The sequence below is a fragment of the Catenulispora rubra genome, assembly GCF_015356825.1.
Lineage (GTDB): Bacteria > Actinomycetota > Actinomycetes > Streptomycetales > Catenulisporaceae > Catenulispora > Catenulispora rubra.
Map to the genome: position 1 here is coordinate 64386 of NZ_JAACYW010000015.1, position 17216 is coordinate 81601.

Annotated in this window: 17 protein-coding genes and 1 tRNA gene; 3 read left to right on the plus strand and 15 right to left on the minus strand. The window is 65.2% G+C overall.

All coding sequences use genetic code 11. The features are described from left to right. Positions 1–364: 364 nt before the first annotated feature. The 14 genes from GWK61_RS07090 to GWK61_RS07155 form a co-directional block, all read right to left on the minus strand. A complete protein-coding gene (locus GWK61_RS07090; protein WP_194906266.1) occupies positions 365–652 on the minus strand; it encodes a hypothetical protein in 288 nt (95 codons plus the stop codon). Continuing rightward, entirely contained in the window at positions 649–1344 is a 696-nt protein-coding gene (locus GWK61_RS07095) for a hypothetical protein (RefSeq protein WP_194906268.1), read from the minus strand. The genes GWK61_RS07090 and GWK61_RS07095 overlap by 4 nt, the downstream gene beginning before the upstream one ends. Positions 1345–1360: 16 nt before the next feature. After that, positions 1361–1744, minus strand: a complete 384-nt coding sequence (locus GWK61_RS07100) for a hypothetical protein (RefSeq protein ID WP_194906270.1) — start codon at positions 1742–1744, stop codon at positions 1361–1363. Positions 1745–1985: 241 nt separating this feature from the next. After that, entirely contained in the window at positions 1986–2210 is a 225-nt protein-coding gene (locus GWK61_RS07105) for a hypothetical protein (protein WP_194906272.1), read from the minus strand. 595 nt (positions 2211–2805) lie between these two features. Continuing rightward, positions 2806–3402 (minus strand): C40 family peptidase, encoded by a 597-nt coding sequence (locus tag GWK61_RS07110; RefSeq protein WP_194906274.1) that lies wholly within the window; start codon positions 3400–3402, stop codon positions 2806–2808. A 101-nt stretch (positions 3403–3503) separates the two neighbouring features. Next, positions 3504–4373, minus strand: coding sequence for a replication-relaxation family protein (locus GWK61_RS07115; protein WP_194906277.1), 870 nt, complete (start codon positions 4371–4373; stop codon positions 3504–3506). A gap of 33 nt (positions 4374–4406) precedes the next feature. Next, complete coding sequence (locus GWK61_RS07120; RefSeq protein WP_194906279.1) at positions 4407–6890, minus strand: type IV secretory system conjugative DNA transfer family protein; 2484 nt, start codon at positions 6888–6890, stop codon at positions 4407–4409. Between the two features lies 1 nt (position 6891). After that, positions 6892–8706, minus strand: coding sequence for a VirB4 family type IV secretion system protein (locus tag GWK61_RS07125; RefSeq protein ID WP_194906281.1), 1815 nt, complete (start codon positions 8704–8706; stop codon positions 6892–6894). A gap of 13 nt (positions 8707–8719) precedes the next feature. Beyond that, the gene (locus GWK61_RS07130; protein WP_194906283.1) at positions 8720–9592 is read right to left on the minus strand and encodes a PrgI family protein; all 873 of its coding nucleotides are present in this window, start codon (positions 9590–9592) and stop codon (positions 8720–8722) included. After that, on the minus strand, positions 9589–11163 hold the full coding sequence (locus tag GWK61_RS07135) for a TrbL/VirB6 family protein (RefSeq protein ID WP_194906285.1): 1575 nt from the start codon (positions 11161–11163) through the stop codon (positions 9589–9591). The genes GWK61_RS07130 and GWK61_RS07135 overlap by 4 nt, the downstream gene beginning before the upstream one ends. A gap of 190 nt (positions 11164–11353) precedes the next feature. After that, a complete protein-coding gene (locus GWK61_RS07140) occupies positions 11354–11566 on the minus strand; it encodes a hypothetical protein (protein ID WP_194906286.1) in 213 nt (70 codons plus the stop codon). Between the two features lie 53 nt (positions 11567–11619). Then, positions 11620–11973: a pilin gene (locus tag GWK61_RS07145; protein WP_323747444.1), complete on the minus strand. Its 354-nt coding sequence runs from the start codon at positions 11971–11973 to the stop codon at positions 11620–11622. Positions 11974–12084: 111 nt separating this feature from the next. Continuing rightward, the gene (locus GWK61_RS07150) at positions 12085–12879 is read right to left on the minus strand and encodes a hypothetical protein (RefSeq protein WP_194906287.1); all 795 of its coding nucleotides are present in this window, start codon (positions 12877–12879) and stop codon (positions 12085–12087) included. A 316-nt stretch (positions 12880–13195) separates the two neighbouring features. Beyond that, a complete protein-coding gene (locus tag GWK61_RS07155; RefSeq protein WP_194906288.1) occupies positions 13196–13870 on the minus strand; it encodes a DUF4231 domain-containing protein in 675 nt (224 codons plus the stop codon). Between the two features lie 282 nt (positions 13871–14152). Between GWK61_RS07155 and GWK61_RS07160 the strand changes: the two genes are divergently transcribed. From GWK61_RS07160 to GWK61_RS07170, 3 genes are all read left to right on the plus strand, one after another. Next, complete coding sequence (locus GWK61_RS07160) at positions 14153–15082, plus strand: DNA methyltransferase (RefSeq protein ID WP_194906289.1); 930 nt, start codon at positions 14153–14155, stop codon at positions 15080–15082. A 193-nt stretch (positions 15083–15275) separates the two neighbouring features. Then, a complete protein-coding gene (locus GWK61_RS07165; RefSeq protein ID WP_194906290.1) occupies positions 15276–15461 on the plus strand; it encodes a helix-turn-helix transcriptional regulator in 186 nt (61 codons plus the stop codon). Positions 15462–15520: 59 nt separating this feature from the next. Beyond that, a complete protein-coding gene (locus GWK61_RS07170; protein WP_194906291.1) occupies positions 15521–16903 on the plus strand; it encodes a tyrosine-type recombinase/integrase in 1383 nt (460 codons plus the stop codon). A gap of 122 nt (positions 16904–17025) precedes the next feature. Here GWK61_RS07170 and GWK61_RS07175 read toward each other — a convergent pair. Continuing rightward, a tRNA-Tyr gene (locus GWK61_RS07175) sits at positions 17026–17106 on the minus strand. Positions 17107–17216 lie beyond the last annotated feature (110 nt).

The window sequence follows — 17216 nt, forward strand, 5'->3', positions numbered from 1 at the left end:
CGCCGGCTGTCGCGTCAGCGTCCGCGTCGAGCGACGGCGGACGCGTAGGCCTGAACGAGGCTGCCGATGAAGTTCGCGTCAGCCTCTGAGATCCCGACTGGGACCGAGAAGCAGACGACACGGCCATCGGGCAGGTTGAAGTTCACGCAAGAGTCAGGGGGCGTGGATGCCTGAGGCACCGGGCCAGCCATGGGGCCGCGCGGAATCTGGGTGGGTGCTGGCCTGGGTTCGGTGTTCGTGTTCACTGGACTGCTCCTTTGAGGCGGGAGTGGGGGTCTCGTTCTGGGCGACATTGATGCCGGGGGTGGTCGAGCCCAACCCGGCGCTTGGCCGCGCGTACGGCGAAGTCGCCAGCCGACAGCACTCATTCGTGGGCGTCGCGGTCTACCTCGTCTGCGCGCTCGGCTTCTTCCAACAGCCGCTTTCGGTTGAGCCGGAGGATGAGAGCGGCGCCGATGCGTTCCACGTGCTGCGAGGGGATGCCGGAGTCGGCGACAGCCGCGCCGTAGCGTTGGGTGGCCAACTCGAGATCACGCTGGGCGTCCACCAGGCGACCGGACACCGCCCAGATCTCGTCTGCCGCAGCGGTGACGGCTTCTTCCCCGGCGAGGTAGTTCAGCATCGCCTCGTCGTTCGGTGACCTCGTGCTCATCCCTTTTGCTCCGTTGCCGACTGCCCCGAGGCCGGTGGTGAAGCTGCCAGAGAGCTGCCCGGCAGATTGAGCGCGAAGGCCGTGATAACCGTGGCTGGGGCATGGGCAGTGGCGTCAGCGGAGAACCCGGGGCCCGAAATCAGCCAGCCACCAGCGTCGCCGAGGTCACTCTCGGGACGACAGCGTTCACACGGCGGGTTGAAGTTCGGAAACCGGAAGACGGCGGACACCGCTTTGTCGCGTCGCGTGAACTCAGCCAGCGCAGGATGCCGGTGGTCGGGGGCGACATGGCGCGTAAGGTCCCATCCAGCTTCGTCCAGCCGTTCGCTGTCCGGGGCATCGTCTACTCCGGCGAGCGCAGCGGCAGTGACTGCAAGCGGAGGGGCGTTGTAGCCCGTGAGCCGCCAGGACGGCCGACGCCCGCTGCGCCGCCGGCCGCTGCGATCAGGCAGTGAGAACGCGGCGCGTGACCTCAGCAGTTCAGCAATCTGACCGCGACGGTTGTCGATGGTGAGGACCAAGAGGCGGAGTTCACGTGACTCCCGGGGCGTCCACACGGTGGCACGATGTGCTCCCGGGTGCTTGCCTTGCGGCTCTTCTTGCGGCGTCCAGTCGTGGTGCCGCAAGGCTCTGCCAATCTCTGCGGCGTTGGCGAGCTGAACGCTGGTGGCCGCTGGCGTGTGATTGAGCATGAGTCGGCTCTCCTCCTCAGCGCGTGACGGTCGGTCGAGGACGGAGGATGAGCGCCGCGACTGCGGCGGCGTGGATCACCGCAGGTGGGGTGTTGCCGCCGAAGCTGCCGCGGAAGATCTGCGCGTGGCCCTGCTCCACAAGGCCCCCGAGCAGCGCGATGCGGCGAGCGTCGGATGCGTAGGCTGAAAGCTCGGTGTGGACCTGTCCGGCCTGATCGTTGATGTCCGCCGTCTCCGTCACGGCAACGACGTGACTCGGACGCGCGATGTGGACGACGGCGGGTCCTCGTCCGAAGACGCCGGAGTAGTCGTTGACCAGGTGGCGGGTGAATCCGTACGCCGTCAGCCAGGGGCTGAGGCGGTCGGGGTCGAGCGGGAAGTGCGTGCCCCAGGTGGTCATTGGGGAGGCTCCAGTTCGATACGGCGGCCAGGGCGGGCTGTTTTAGGCATGGCTCCGCCCAGGCCGCGGGCTCTCAGAGTTTTGTGTGATGGGCGGCCGGCAGGCTGTCGTCAAGAGCAGAGACAGCCCAGCAACGGCCGGAGTCAGGCAGCGAAGGGCGGACCGGTAGGGCTTGACCTCAGGTCAGCGCGGTGCGCCGTCAGCGCCTAGGGAAGAGAGCGGCGTAGCCGCGACTCGTGGGTCAGCGGGGCGTTCGCTGAGCGGGGATGAACTGCGAGGTCCAGGCCTTCGGCAGCCGTCCGACGTTAGACAGCATGATGTCGAGCTCGGTGAACTTCGCAGCCATAGCTTCGGCGCGGTACGCGTGAGGGCAGCTGCCGCCGCAGCACGGGGCCGGAGACTTCACGGCCCGCGTGGCGTCCGCAGAGAGCTCGCGCAGCTCCGCGATAATGAGATCAAGGCTCATGAACTGTTCCTAACTGGTCTGTGATGGGATCGTGGGATGGTCGGTGCCTGATTCCCGGCGGCGGGGCCCTAATCCCGCCGCCGGGGCACACCCTGAAGGGTTTGCGTCCTGCCTTCCACTTCCTTCCTTCGGACTTGATGCGAATCGCCTTAATTCGCTTTCGCCCTCACGTCCTTATGTACCCAGGATATCTGGATAAACGCACAGGTCAAAGCCCTGATCCGCTATATCTTCACCCATTTGGCCTACGACTTTCTTGCATTTATTTTCGAATCAGTCGGGCGGGGTCCGCCGATGATTCTTCCGGTCGGCGCCGGACGATCAGCAGTGCCGCATTGGGCTCCTGCGCGAGAAGTGAATGGGCGAAGCGAAGGAATGGCCTGCCAGGCAAGCCAGGTCAGCAGACAGCGATGGTCAGAGCCGCCGGGACAGGGCAGCAAGGAAATCGTGGTAACCACGATCGTCGGGGTGCAGTCGGAGCCCTGTAATTGGTGCTTGACCTGGCGTTACAGGGCTTTTACGGCACCTGCTGGCTGTGCCACCCGGCGCGCGGCCCATCGAGCTCGCGATCGCGCCATGCATCGCGCCAGCGTGATCACTGCGCGGCGACCGGACGAGTGGCCGCGAACAAGTCTCCGCCTGCTGTCAGCGGATCGAACCGCACAACTTCACCTGGCGCGGGCGCGTCCAACACCACCGGAACCCCACGGATGGCACCGAGATACATTGCGACGTGATGCGCGAACACCGTACTTCCGTAGAAGGCAAGATCTCCAGGTCGGAGACTTCCCAATTCGACTTTGGCGCCGGCGGCATATTGGGCAGTTGCCACTCTGGGGATATCGATCCCTGCGTTCCGGTAGGCGGCCTGCGTGAGCCCGGAACAATCATATCCGGGGTTGCCCGTTCCACCCCAAATGTAGGGCTGCCCGATCTGCTTGGCCGCGAACGCGATCGCAGTGGCTGCCTGCGGAGACGGCGCGTCGTGTTCAGCGGCAGCAATCAAATGGACGTAGTCCTCCGCGGACCACAGGCTTTGAGTCCCCAGTGGAGTGGCGGCCACAGTGTGCCACAGGTGGGACAGCGGCGCGGTGATGACTGCTGTCACGGCGCTTGCAGCCGCTGAGACGAAGACAACGAGGAAGAGGAACGCGGCTGCCGCGGCAGTGGCGACACGTGCGGGTACACCCATCACAACGCTCCGATCGTGAGGATTACACAGCAGCGGCCTCGGACGAATCCAAGACCGCGCTGAGGATGTAATTTCTGCTGTAATCCCTGCTCAGGAGGCGATTACAGGACGTTCGGCCGCTGCGGAACTCCAAGGTGATCGCAGGCTGCCCTGCCGAGTTGAGCCAGCGTGAGGCGCCGTTCGGTGAACGTCGGTCGCCAGACCATTCCGGTGATGTCGGCGGTCTGCGGGTCACCGACTGCAGTGGCTGCCGGCACGCCAGTGCTGGTTTCGGCTAGCAACTCGTGCAGACGTCGCTCGCGTCCTGATGAGCGGAGCCAGAACAGTACTGGAGAGCACGTGTCGGCCGCCTGCATGAGGCTGTCGTAGCCGAGCCACTTCGCGCGGAGCCTGTGAAGCGGCTCCGTGCCGGTGTCGTACTCGAGAAAGAACTCACACCAGGAATCGCCGTCGCGCCACCTGCCGAAGCCGTCGGGCCTGACACGGCCGGGGAAGAGCCGCGCGGTAGACCACTCTGAGCGCCATTCCTCCAGCGCGGCCCCAGGACCGCGCTCGTGTCTGTGGGCGAGAAGTCGGCAAAAGAACTCGTTGACGCCCCGTAGATGGTCTAGGTCCTGGCGAAGCGCGGCCGCGATAGCTGCTTGGCCGACGCCAGCCGGCACGGCGCTGCGGGCCGGGAAGCCGAGCAGCTTCAGCGCCTTGGCCGTCGCGACGCAGTGCAATTGCGACGATCCAGCGGCCGGAGGGCGGAACGTCTCGATCAGACCCGCTTCGCGCAAGGCGCCGATCCGCTTCCGCGCGCGGGTGTTGTCGGTGAACAGCGCGCGGGTGATTTGGCCGCTCGTCAGGACGCGATGTTCGGCGATGAGCCGGAGCATGCGGGCGTCGCGAGACGTGATGCGGTCTGCGACCGCGTGACTCGCAGGACGAGCGGTTTGAGCGCGAGTCTTGGCTGCCTTGCGGAAAGACATGTGTTCCTCCATGGGCAGGTCGGCTGGCTCGGGCTATACGGCGCCCGGGTTCACAGAGGATCGGTCAGCCTGTTCGATCTCCCTACGTCGAGCGCTGGTGGCCTCTCTCGATAGCTGCCTGATGCGGTCGGCGCGGCCCGGGACGGCCGAGGGAAGTGGGAGGGTGCGGACGGTGAACGCTGGGGCCTGTACACCATCGACGTTCAGGCGGACTGCCGCTTGATAGCCGCCGAGGTGCGCGAGATCGTGCTCCGTCAGCATCGGCGAGGTGTGGACCGCGAGCGCTCTGGCGTCCTCGGGAGAGCAGCTGAAGAACACCTTGTTCCGGGCGTTGGCCGAGATACCTTCTCGCAGGTCCGTCGGCATTTGCGCGAGGTTCTGGTGGGCGAGCGTGAGAGACAACCGGTAGCCGCGGGCTTCGGCGAGCATGTCTTCCATCGAGATCGGCATCGACAGGAAGTTGTGTGCCTCGTCGAGAAACAACGCAGCGTCGATGCGAGCGCCCTCCGCCGACTTGGTCCGTGCCGCGGCTGCATGCCACGCCGCGGCGACCACGAAGCTGCCCAGGAGTCTCGTCGTTTCCTCGCCGAGGACGCCCTTGGGGATTCTGACCAGCAAGATTCCCCCGTCTAGTACCTCACGCAAGTCGATCGTGGATGCGGGATCGCCGACGGTCGACCGCACGAAATCTCGAAGCAGGAAGGCTCTCAGCTTGTTGAGGAGTGGAGCGACAACGGCTGAACGTCCAGCTTCGGAGAGTGCGTCATAGCCATGCCAGAAGCCGCGGAGCACCTTGTCGTCCTCGGAGAGGCGAGACAGAGTTCTTCGCCGGACGGCATCGTTGGTCAGGAGTTCCGGCACGTCGATGAGGGTCGGGTCCTTCACCCGCGCCAGCACCTTGCTTGAACTGGTGGCCTGCAACGTGAGTAGCGCCGCTCTCAGGACGTCGTCGGTTCGGGGTCCCCAATGTGCGGAGAAGATCCGACGAAAGACTCCGACCAGGTTGTCGACCAGGAGGTCGCGGTCCCCAGCGGTTGCGGCCAAGACGTTCAGCGTCGGATGCGGCCCGGGCGCCGTCGGATCGATCAGAATCGTGCGGCGACCTGCGGGCTCCGGGAGCCGTTCGAGGAGATCTGGAATGAGGTCACCCTTGGGGTCAACCACCACGACACCACGGCCGGCGGCAGCATCGTCCAAGACCAAGCGGGCCATGAGCGTCGACTTCCCAGAGCCGGTGGAACCCATGATGTGCAGGTGCTGACGTGCATCGGCGACCTTCAGCCCGACGATGCGAGCAGGTCCTGCCTCCGAATCGCCGAGCGGTTTCACGGACCGGCCAGCGGTCGCGACGCCGGGGGCCGGCGCGACAGAGCGTGCGCCAGCGCGCTCGACGCCGAGCGCGAAGGCGTCAGTCGGTAGGTGGGCAACACTGGCGAGCTCGGCGATATTCAGGAGATGCCCGCGGCCGAAATGCCGGCCCGGCAACGTCTCGATCGGACGTCGCAGACGCTTGCGGGCCCACCAGTTCCGCTCCGCGTAGACACCGAAGGTGGCGGCGACGGCGCCGGCTACCCCACGCAGCCGATCGTCAGACTGTCGCGGTCCGCCTGAGTCGACTGCCGCGACGACATATCGAATCTCGGCTTCCCACAGTGACCCGGTCGTCTTGCCCACAGCTGCACGTACCTCGGCGGCGGCCATCGGATCCGCGCGGATGCTGAGGGGTAAGGCGACGTTCTTCACACCGGGTGTGAGTTCGTCCAGCACCGAGAGCACCATCATGGGCCGACTCCGCCGCAGGCCCATGGCGTGATGCCGAAGGCGATGCACCTTTCGTCGTGCAATCCGCAGCCTGCGGCCCGTGGCAGGACGAGCAAGTACCTGCACGGCGATGTGTTCGTCGGGCCGTAGACCGGCACCGACTCCGAACAGCGGACGCAACGGATCGGAGTCGTGCTTGGTGTTCAGAGGCAGGACTTCGGTCTTGGCCAGCCGAAGGCGCCCGCCGGTCGCTGGGGTGTTCACACCCGACGGAATCGGGGCGGCTGCGGGCTTGAGCACCGTCGTGTGCGCCCCAGGCCATGCTGACTCCACGGCAGATTCCACCAGCCTCGGCGGGACGACTCCTGGCACCCAGATCTCAATCCGCGCGTTCGTGCTACTGAAGCAGTATTCGAACGACAGGTGCGGTTGGCCATCGAAGAATCGCCGCCAGGTTGGGCGAAGCATGGCGTGGATGTGGGACCAGAACTTCGCTGCGGCGTCGGCGCCGACCTCGGGAGGCAGTTGGATCTCGACGAGTCGTGCCCCGGTGGACATGATCCGGCGACGACGAGCGTGCAGGAGGAGGTGTGCGCCCGCCACCGTGCCGGCCAGGGCCAGCGTGGTTGGCGTGGCGACCTGCCACCAGGTGTCGAAGAAGTTCGTGATGACCCGCTCAGCCGAGTCGAGGAAGGACTGCGGGCTGTCGAGGAACTGGATAATCGGACTGCGGGGCGTTGAGGCGCTCGCGTGCATCTCAGATGTCCTCGCCCTCGGGCTCGGCTGCTACGCGCTCAGCGAGCTTTGCCAACTCCGCGGGATCGGTGGTCGCCAAGTCGTGCTCGTCGTCCGAGGAGACAGCGGCGAAGGCAGCTCGGCTGGTGCCAATGTTGATCAGGCCGGTTCCGCGGGTGGCCGTAAGCAGATAGGCACGCTCGCCGGCAGACAGCCGGAAGGCAGTGGCGACCTGTTCGATCGCCTGCGGTGCCTGGCGTAGAAGGATCTGGGTCGCTGCGTTGGCGATGACAGCTTGCCCGAGGTCGGTGCCGAGTAGATCGGCGGCATCCTGCGTGATGACTGCGAGGCCGGCCCAGTGCTTTCTGGCGGCTTTCGCCATGCGGAACAGGAACCTCGCACCGGCTGGCTCCTTCATCAGAAGCCAGGCCTCGTCGACCACACACAACCTGCGGCGACGCTCAGGCGAGGTGACCTGCCTCCAGACCGCGTCCAGGACGAGCAACGTACCGATCGCCTTCATCTCCTCGGGGAGCTGCTTGAGGGCGAAAACTACGAGATGTCCTTCTACGGCGGTGGTCGTGGGACCGTCGAAAAGTCCCGCGAAAGAGCCACTGGTGTGGGGAGTCAGTCGATTCGCGAGCGACCGAGCCTCGCCGTTGCCGCTGGCGGAGAGAATGGCTGCGACGTCCGCAAGGGTCGGGACGTCACGGGTATGGGTACGGACGTCCTCGGTGATTCCTGCGCGCTCGTAAGCAGCGAGGACCGCCGAGTCGAGTTCGGCACGCTCACCTGCGGTCAGTTCTGTCCCGAGGAGCACCGCGACGACAGTGTGGGCGAACAGCGCACGACGCTTCACCGCATCATGCGACCGCTCGTCCTTGGGCAGATCGAACGGGTTGATCCGGACTCCGGGTGCCCCAAGCTCCAGCACCGCACCCCCGACAGCCTCAGCCAGCCGCACATACTCCTGCTCTGGGTCCACGACCAGCACATGGACCCCGGTGTAGAGGGATCGGAGGATGTCGAGCTTCGTCAGATACGACTTGCCAGCTCCGGATCGAGCGAGGACTACGGAGTTGTGGTTGTCCAGGGCCCATCGGTCAAAGCAGACCAGGCCAGCGCCCATGCCGTTCACGCCGAGCAGTACCGGCGAGGTGGACCCGGTGGCCTGTGCGAGTTGGTCGGATGTAAACGGGAAGCAGGCTGCCAGCGCGTCAGTGTCGAAGGTGCGACGGATCTTCAGGCTGTCGATCCCGACGGGCAACGTTGTGGTCCAGCCCTGGACACAGCGAAAGGTCGCCGGGACCAGGCGCAGCAGCATCCCGTCGGCCACGGATCTCACGGCGGCGACGGTTTCGTCCAGTTCGGCCTCGGTGGAGGCGAAGACAGTCAAGTAGATGCCGACGTCGAACAGGCGCCCTTCGCCGCAGGCAACGCGGTAGGCGAGTTCCCTTGCATCCGCGGCGGCAGACTCGGTCATCGGATCATCCAGCCGGCCGCGTTCGGCGGTGTGACGACGGCTCGATTCGATGCGCGCACGTTGCTTGCGGAGGCGATCGGCGGCGATCCGCGCGGGGATGGGGTCGATATGGATCGCGACGTCGATTCGCGCCGGGTAGGACAGGATCGGCTCCAGCCAGCCGTTGCCGACTTCGGCGGGGTAGCCGGCGACGGCGAATGATGCGGCGTGGGTGGACTCGCCGATTCTGAGCTTCTTTGTCTCGACCACCAGACTGGAAGGGCCGAGGCCGAGCTTGTCCTGAGCGTGTTGCTTAGTTCTCGCACTGATCGGGAGGATGTTCGCGGCGGCAGCCGCGAGGGTCAGGTTCCGCATCATCGCGCTCCGTTCATCGGCAATCGGGGTCGAGGGCAGCGGACAGAGCCAGCTGCGAGGAGACCGAATCCAGGGGAACCGCGTCGATCTCGCACGCCGAGAGTGCGGCGGTGTCAACGATTCGGCGTGCTGCGCGGGGCGCATGCTTCGGGTCAAGCTCGCGTGCGGTAAGCAGAAGGCTGCGGTGTAGCACTGCGCCGGAGGCGTTGATGTCGGCAAGGAAGTCGGCGTGGTTATGCGCGGCGGCTTCCAGTAGAGGATGCGGGAGACCTGGCGCCGAGTCGCGCAGAGTATTGATCTGCTTGCCGAGGTCTGCGGGCGTCATCCGAGAGGTGATCTGTACCGGCCCGGTGAGCGAGTTGAGCCAGCGACCGAAACCGCCGACCAGCAGCGCTTGTTCGTCTTGGGTGCGAAGGGCGAAGTTCACGGTGGACGCCGAAGCGAGCGCTGCGCACCCATCCGGGCCCAAGTCGACTGTGCCGTCCTTGCCGACTTGGCGGACATGAAGCCCAAGCGCGGCCGGGGACTTCGGCACGTTGCTCCGAAACAGATCCGCGACGAAGGAAGGTGGGTCTTCTACACCTTCGGGCGCCATGACTCGTCGCCTCGGCGAGAAGGCCTGGCGGATCGCTGCGAACAACAACTGATCGACGGTCAGCCCGTCGCGCTCGGCGGTAACGGCGATCCCAAGCAGCAGCAGGAGTAATCCGGCCGGCACGGCGAACATCAGTGGCTCGATGAACGGGCGCACAACGAGCCATAGAAGCCATAGCCCGCCGGCGGTCCCGCCGAGGATTACACACTGGCGCGCGGTCGCACCGAACATGATCTTGTCTGGCTGCGACACGTCTTGGGGGATTCTGGCGGTTCCGTAATCCTGGGTCATTGCCGGTCAGTCCCTTGTCTCTTCTCGGCGGACGAACCGCCGGGCTTAGGCGTTGACGTTCGCTTGGTTGGGGCGCTGGGCGCGCGAACAGTCGACGGGTCCGACCTTGTGGCAGACGTGCGTGGCCTGGGATCCGTCGAAGGTCTCTCGCCTTGGCCGCCAGGGCGTCGAGTCACTTGCGTTGTCGAACTGGGAGGATTTGCCTGGCGCGGGCTAGTGGACCTGATCGGCGGGAATAGGCCGTCCTGAACACCGCGGTTAGAGAGCGGGTTCTCCGCGCGTTCCTTGGCCAGCCGATCCAACCTGGTCGAGCGACCGGGCGGAAGCGCGAGGGGTCGCCGGCTTGGGCCCGGCGGGATAGTCGCAGGCAGGCTGTTCGTGCGCTGTGCATGCGGTTCATCGGAGGCTTCAGCGCCAGACGTCGGGCCGTTTCGATGAACCGTTGCGGTCGCGGTGACTGTCTCCGGTCGCGGAGACCAACCGCTGTGCCCACCGCCTCCTCCGGGCCGCGGCCCCTGGAACGGGGCCAGCCCCGCACCTGGCGCTGGCGGGCCGGGTCGGAAATTGTTGTGCCAGACCCCTGAGACACGTTGTTGGGACCCCTGTCCGCCGAGGCGGCTACGTGCGACGGTGAACGCTTTGTAGTAGACGAACGAGCGCGCGAGGCGGCCGACCATTGTCGCCCCCATTGCGCTACGCCCGAGCACGACCCTGGTGGTCCAGATCGGGATCTTGATGAGAGTGAACAGCAGGACAAGGCACAGCAGCAGATCAACCAGGCCACCGTCGGACGGGAGCCCAAAGATCGTGTCGGCGTTCGGGTCAAAGAAGATCTGGACGCAGATGACCAGGACAAGAGCCTGGGCAACCTGGGTAGCGAGGCAGCCGATGATCGCTCGCCACCAAAGCCGGGCAAGAGGATCGGTCTGCGGGAGAGCATGGCAGGCGAGGGCGAGCGGGGATCCGGCCGTGAGGGTCAACAAGGTCGCTGCACGAATCAGGCAGGTGACCAGCAGCACGACGCCCATGACCGCCACTGCACCGCCGAGGAGCACTAGGAACAGTTGGGTGATGCCGGACGGCAGGAACAGCCTGTCGACGACCATCGAGGTCAGCCGCGAGCCGATGCCCTCGGCCGACAACTTGCCGCCCATCAGGGCTGCGGCGAGGGCGTTGCCGAGCGAAACCGTTTGGCAGATCGCCCACAGCGACGCATTCGAAGCGATTGCCCCAATGACCAGGCGCGGGGCGATCTCCTTCATCGAGTAGCGGGTCTGTACCGTCTGGTGCCCCATGACGATCACCGCGCCAGCCAGGAAGAACAAGATGTAGAGCGTGTTGGCGGTGATCAGAACGCCGGTCCACACCTGGGCGACGCGACCGTCCGACAAGTCAGGGCTCGACAGCAACGTGGACCCGACCAGCTTGAGCACCGGCTCGAGGGCGGACTTCACCAGGTCGCCGAACCAGGTATCGATCGCCTTTTCGATCTGGCCGGGGACGTCCCACCATGACGGATCGGACCCGCCAGCCGGCGCGAGACCCGGACCGATCGCCGGCGGCGGGGACATCGTGCCGCCACCGATCAGCGGACCGTAGATCCCGGGACTTGTGCCTGCGGCGGGAGGCCCTGGTGCGGGAGGCGTCGGGCTCGGCGGTGTGGGGGCAGCGTAGGCGGTACCCGTAATGAGCAGTGCGATGCTCGCGGCTACGCCAATCGCCAGCATCGCCCGGCGAGCGTGGGATGTGCGAGCGCGCACGTCACCGACCGGCGCGTTCGGGGTGGGTGGCGACGAAGCGGCTGAGCCAATCCATTCCGGTCGGGATCGTGGCGAGCGGTGCCTGACCAGGACTGGGGATGACAATCACCCTTCTGGCCGGGACCAGGTGCTTATGCGGCGAGCAGCCCGAGGATGCGATCACGAGGCTGAGCACGGTGATAGCGGTGAGGCTTCGGCGGATGAATGACGACATGGCACTGCTCCTACGTGGGCTGAAGTCGGAATTGGGGCGTGGATGCGACGTGGTCACTTCCCGCCCACGATCTTCTGCAGGATGCTGACCAAGCCGGGGGCGAGGACCGCGACGGCGTAACCGATCGCCGCAGACCTCAAGGCGCCCTTGGCCTTCTCGACCTCACCCGGATCGCCCGAGGCGATCAGATACTTGACCCCGCCAACGGTGAGGAACATCGTTGCCAGGCCAGCGAGCAGCCCGACCAGCCACGTTGTGACGTTGTCGATGACCTGGTCGAGTGTCGCTGCGGCGACAACGGTGTACTGGCGGGTGTCCGCGTGAGCGCGGGTCACAGCGAACACGGCCAAGACAGCTGACGCTGTCAGCAGGACCGCAGCGCGGATCTTGTGGTTCGTGTCGTTCACGATCGAGCCTTCCCGTCGGTGCTCCGGGATGGCTGACAGCCATCCCGTCGCACCTAGGAATCAGTTACTTGTCGTCGATCGGGTCACCTCGGTTGAGCTGCACGGGGAGGCTCAAGCTGCGAGGGAGACGGCACCTACCGTAGATCGGGTGCGGGCGTGCTTGAGGTCCTTGCGTGCCGGGATCGGCTGGCCAGTCAGGAAGGCGACAAGCCGTGCCTCAGCCTTCTGACGGCGAATCTTCGCGGCGTTCGCCGTGATCCCCAAGCACTCCGCCGCCTCAGCCAGCGACACTTCGTCCAGTCGGGTCATCCCGATCAGGTCAGCCTCCGCCCTAGTGATCACTTCGGCGTGCTCAGCGCGGGCCAGCGCCACGTCGGGGTGCGCACACGGCATCGCGGGCGGCATGGAACCGATGAACGAGTTGGGCACCGGTGCTTCGGTGTTCGCCAGAGCGACCTTCACGGTGGCACGCCAGGTCGCCCAGCGCAGCCGGACCAGGATTCCCGTTCGCTCCAGGTCCACGACCGCCAGGTGTGAGAGGAAGGCGGCGACGACCTCGGCGGCCAGGTCGTCCTGCCGCATGCCTTCGAACTTGGCACAGGCGCCGGCCGCGATCCGCTTCAGCATCGGCGCGGCCATCCCTACCGCCGCAAGGCTCCAATCGCCGCCGTAGCGACGTGCGTTGTGGGCCAGCTTCGCCCACACTCGGTCGCACGCCTCGGCGGCCGGACCCATCAACAACTGCTTCGCCTCAGCCAGGGACAGATCACGGTCGGCCCAGGCAGTTCCGAACATCTCGCCGGGGATCGACAGCACGAATGTGTCGGAGAAACGCGCGAGGAAAGACTCCTCGGCGATCGCGATGGAGGTGGCCTCGAACGACTTATGTGTGGCCGTGAGGGACATGGCGGCTCCCTTGAGTCAGGGGCTTCGAGGGGTCGGGTTCGACCCGCCGCCAAGGCAAAGGATCCGAAGTATAAGGAGCGTGTAGAAGGGCTGTAATAGACCAGGTCAGAAACCTGTAAAGGTCGCCATCGCTCTAGTGGATGCAGATTATTGTCAACGGTTGCGACGTCGTTCGGAGGTGGCGGCTACACCGTAGACCGTCCCGAACCCTGAGATGGAAAAGGGGCTCACCGGGCTCCGTAGCACGGTGTTGTGGAGTTCACCCGGACGCTGATAGTCGGCAGTGAGACTGGACCGCGGTGGTTGGCGGGCCAGATTAGGCGCCAGTGCTGCCCTGAGTCGCCCCGCGTTCCTCAGACTTCTGTTCCAGCTGGAGCTCACGCTTCCGCTGGTCGTCCTTGATAATCTCAACGTTGGTGGCCAGCAAGCGTAGCCGCTCTTCTTCGGACATATCGGAGCCGTACTCGCCGATGCTTAGCTCCGCGGCCTGGCGATGCTTTTCTATGGCGTCGGCTGTCATCTGTTCATTGAAGCCGCGCTCGCGATACTTGAAGAAGCCCGCAGCGCTGGCTGCGACGCTGACCACCCCGCTGGTTATAGCGGCAATTACCCGGGCATCTTGTGCTGATCTTGAGGCTGCGCCGGCTGTGGTTAACGCGGCAGCCAGAACGGATCCGACTATTATTGTCCATTGTAGTATGTTGCTGTAGCGGCGGCTTGCGTTGGCCTTCTGCGTGAAATGGTCAATCTCATCCCAGAGGGCCTTCCGGTATCCACGAAGCGCTTCGAGTGGGGTGGTGGATTCCTCGTCTTCGGCAGTCATGGATTCGGACAGCTCCTTGTACGCATTTTCGACGCGAGTGCGCTCTGCCCGTTCGACTACCAGCGCGACGCTGGCCTGAGCGAGCTTTTGTTCGTACTCGTTCTCAAGATGGCTGATTTCCGAGCGAAGTAGTTCAACCAGGCGTTTGGTTGACGGCTGCTGGGCCAAGGATCCCCCCGAGGCGAGAGTCAGCGATGATGTCGCAGTGTATCAGGGTGCTGGCTTAGTGTGACGATGCGGCACGTAGCGCGTGCCCGGCCGGAGCGCCTTTGGCGCCGCCTATGGGATCCGAGTGCCGATGCCGTGCTCGGAGTCGCGATTGGCGGGATGAAGCAGCGGGTGTACGGGCCACCAGAGTGACCCCGACTGAGCGCTGGGCGATCGATTCCTAGGGGTGAATGCGTCAACAGCCAATCTGGCCGGGGCGCACGGACCATCGAAGGGAAGCCTGTGCTTCGAGCACTCCCCGAACCCATCCCTCCTCGCTCTGAACCGCCCGCAACATCCGCGCCGCCAGCTTGGTCTACTGCCCAGCTCGGTCGTAGTAGTCGATCCCGTGACAGGTACCTGCAGGAGCCCGACGGGTACCCGGCGACGACCTTTCCGGCGATCGCGGCTCATGCCATCGCCACCTACACGCGACCCGGTGACCTGATCATCGATCCGACGGCCGGTATCGGTACCACTCTCGTCGAGGCCATGCATCTTGATCGGATGGCGATCGGTGTGGAGCGGGACCAAGGCCACGTCGATCTTGCGCTGCGGAACATCGAGAATGCCGCGGACCGTGGCGCACCCGGTTTCGCAGCAGTCGTGAGTGGTGATGCCCGCGGGATGGAGGCGCTCCTTGGCCACGATCTGTATGGCAAGGCGGCGCTGGTTCTTGTGTCGCCCCCCAGCGCTCTGACAGCCCATGGCGTGCAAGTGCCGTGCGCCCGCCGTGGCGATGGCTTCGGTGACGCTCTGGATGTCGGGCATCGGGACCAGATGATGGCCTGGTTCACGCAGGTCTTGGCAGGCTGCCGGACGTTGCTGAAGCCCGGCGGGTTCTTGGTGATCACGGTGAGGGCCGAACGTCGCCCTGGACGCGTGGGCGAAGTCGCCGCCGTGGCCGCCAATGCTGCGCTTGACGCGGGGTTCGCTCTGCATGAGCGCTGTGCTGCTCGGCTCGTCGCTGCATCAGAGTGCGGGCAAGCACCTTGTGCATCCGATTTCCGACTGGTGCACCTAGGTAGCACTTTTGCGCTTGGCGGTCCGGGCCATATCAGGGCGCAGGAGGAGATCGTGGTGGCTTGCGTTGGCCGACTCGATGATCACTCGATCGAGAGCACGGGCTGTGGTTGCGTGCTTGACCAGCGCTATAACGCATCGAGCAGGTGATCGGTGTGAAAGAAGCGGCTACAGCGCGTCCAGATGTGATCGACCTTTGTGAGATCTGGCGGGTGACGGACTTCCCGGAGTTTGGACGTGCCGACTTTGGTCCGAAGTTCCTTTCGGCCGACTTCGCGGATCCTCTGACGAGGTCTGCGAAGTCGCACTCCGATCAACCGGCGCCACCTGTGCAAGGAGTCTGATGCCCAGAGACGAGTTCCTGACCATCGACCAGGTCGCCGCTGAGCTCGGCGTGGCACGCAGCACCTTCTACCGGTGGCGGCGCCTTGGGTTGGCCCCGGAGTCGTTGAAACTGCCCAACGGCTCGATCCGGATCCGGCGAACGGCGTTGGAGCGGTTTCTCAGGGGCTGCGAGACCCGGCGCTGAGAACAGTACGACTGGCCGGCCCGTGTAGCGGGCCGGCCCCGCACCACGGAGGTAGATCCATGGACCCGTCCTACGACGTCCACGTCTGGAGCATCCAGACGTACGAAGGGAAGAAGAAGACCACCTACCGTCTGCGGTGGATGGTCGCTGGCCGCTGGTTTCGGGAATCGTTCGACACATCAGGTCTGGCTGACGGTTTCCGGGCGAAGCTCCTGACCGCAGCGCGCGAAGGCCTCGCATTCGACACCGGGACCGGCCTGCCAGAGCACATGATTCCAAAGCAGCCCGAGGCCAAGGGCCTTACCGTCTACGAGCATCTGGTCGAGTATGCGGCGATGAAGTGGCCGCGTCTGGCTCCGAACTCTCGCTGCGGCGTGGCCGAGACACTGGCAGTCGTTGCTCCAGCGCTTACCGCGGATCGTGACGGTCGCCCCGATGCCGTCGTGCTGCGGCGCGCTCTGTATCGATACGCCTTCAACTGCAGTGAGACGCGCGGCCCACAGTCCCGGGAAGTTGCGGACGCGCTGGAGTGGATTGCCAGGGCTTCGCTGCCACTGAAGGATCTTGCAGACGCTGTAGTCGTCCGCAAGGCGCTTGACGCGCTGAGCCTGAAGATGGACGGCTCGCTCGCGGCGGCCAAGAGCGTGACCCGAAAGCGGGCTGTCTTCTACAACGCGCTTGGCTACGCCGTGGAGCTTAAGCGGCTGGCGGCCAACCCGATTGATCAGGTCAGCTGGAAGGCGCCGAAGTCTACGGAGCTGGTCGATCGGCGTGTGGTGGTGAACCCGATGCAGGCCAGAGCTCTGCTGGATGGTGTCGGCAGCCAAGGCCGCTACGGGGAGAAACTGAAGGCGTTCTTTGCGCTTATGTACTTCGCGGCGCTGCGGCCGTCGGAAGCCAAGAGTCTCCGAGAAGACCAATGCGACTTGCCCAAGACGGGGTGGGGCACGTTGTACCTGGCCAAGACCGCGCCCAGGGCTGGTTCAGCATGGACTGACAACGGTAAGCCGCATGAGGAACGTGGGCTCAAGCACCGCGCCGCCGACGAGGTACGCCCGGTGCCGGCATGCCCAGAGCTGGTAAAGATTCTTCGAGAGCACGTCCTGAGGTTCCCACCGAAGAGCGGTGGTCCGTTGTTCGTGGCGGCCCGTGGGGGAGTGGTCAACGACAGCGTCTACAGCATGGTCTGGCGGAACGCTCGCTTCGATGCGCTCACGGCTCGCCAGTTTGCCTCACCGATGGCCAAGCGGCCGTACGACCTTCGGCATGCTGCTGTGTCGACGTGGCTGAACGCGGGCGTTCCTCCGGCACAGATCGCAGAGTGGGCCGGACACAGCGTCGAGGTGCTGCTGAGGGTCTACGCCAAGTGTGTTGACGGCCAGGACGATGTGGCGAGGCGGCGGATCGAGGAAGCGCTCGGAGACGGGGCCGAGGCAGGCTGATTTTTTGGCAGGGAAATGGCAGAAACAGTGATCCTTAACGGCTCGGATCGCACACCTGTGGGATACTGAACAAACAGCCCCTGACCAGAATCCACCTGGTCAGGGGCTGTTTTGCCTGTATGTGGCAGGTGAAGGATTCGAACCTTCGAAGCTTTCGCGACGGATTTACAGTCCGCTCCCATTGGCCGCTCGGGCAACCTGCCAGGGATGCGTCCCGCGGGTCCGATCGGGATCGGCACCGTGGGGCGACGGCACAACAATAGCGGATGGCGGGGGGTGCTTCGCCACCCGGTTCTTTCGGGGGGTGCGGGTG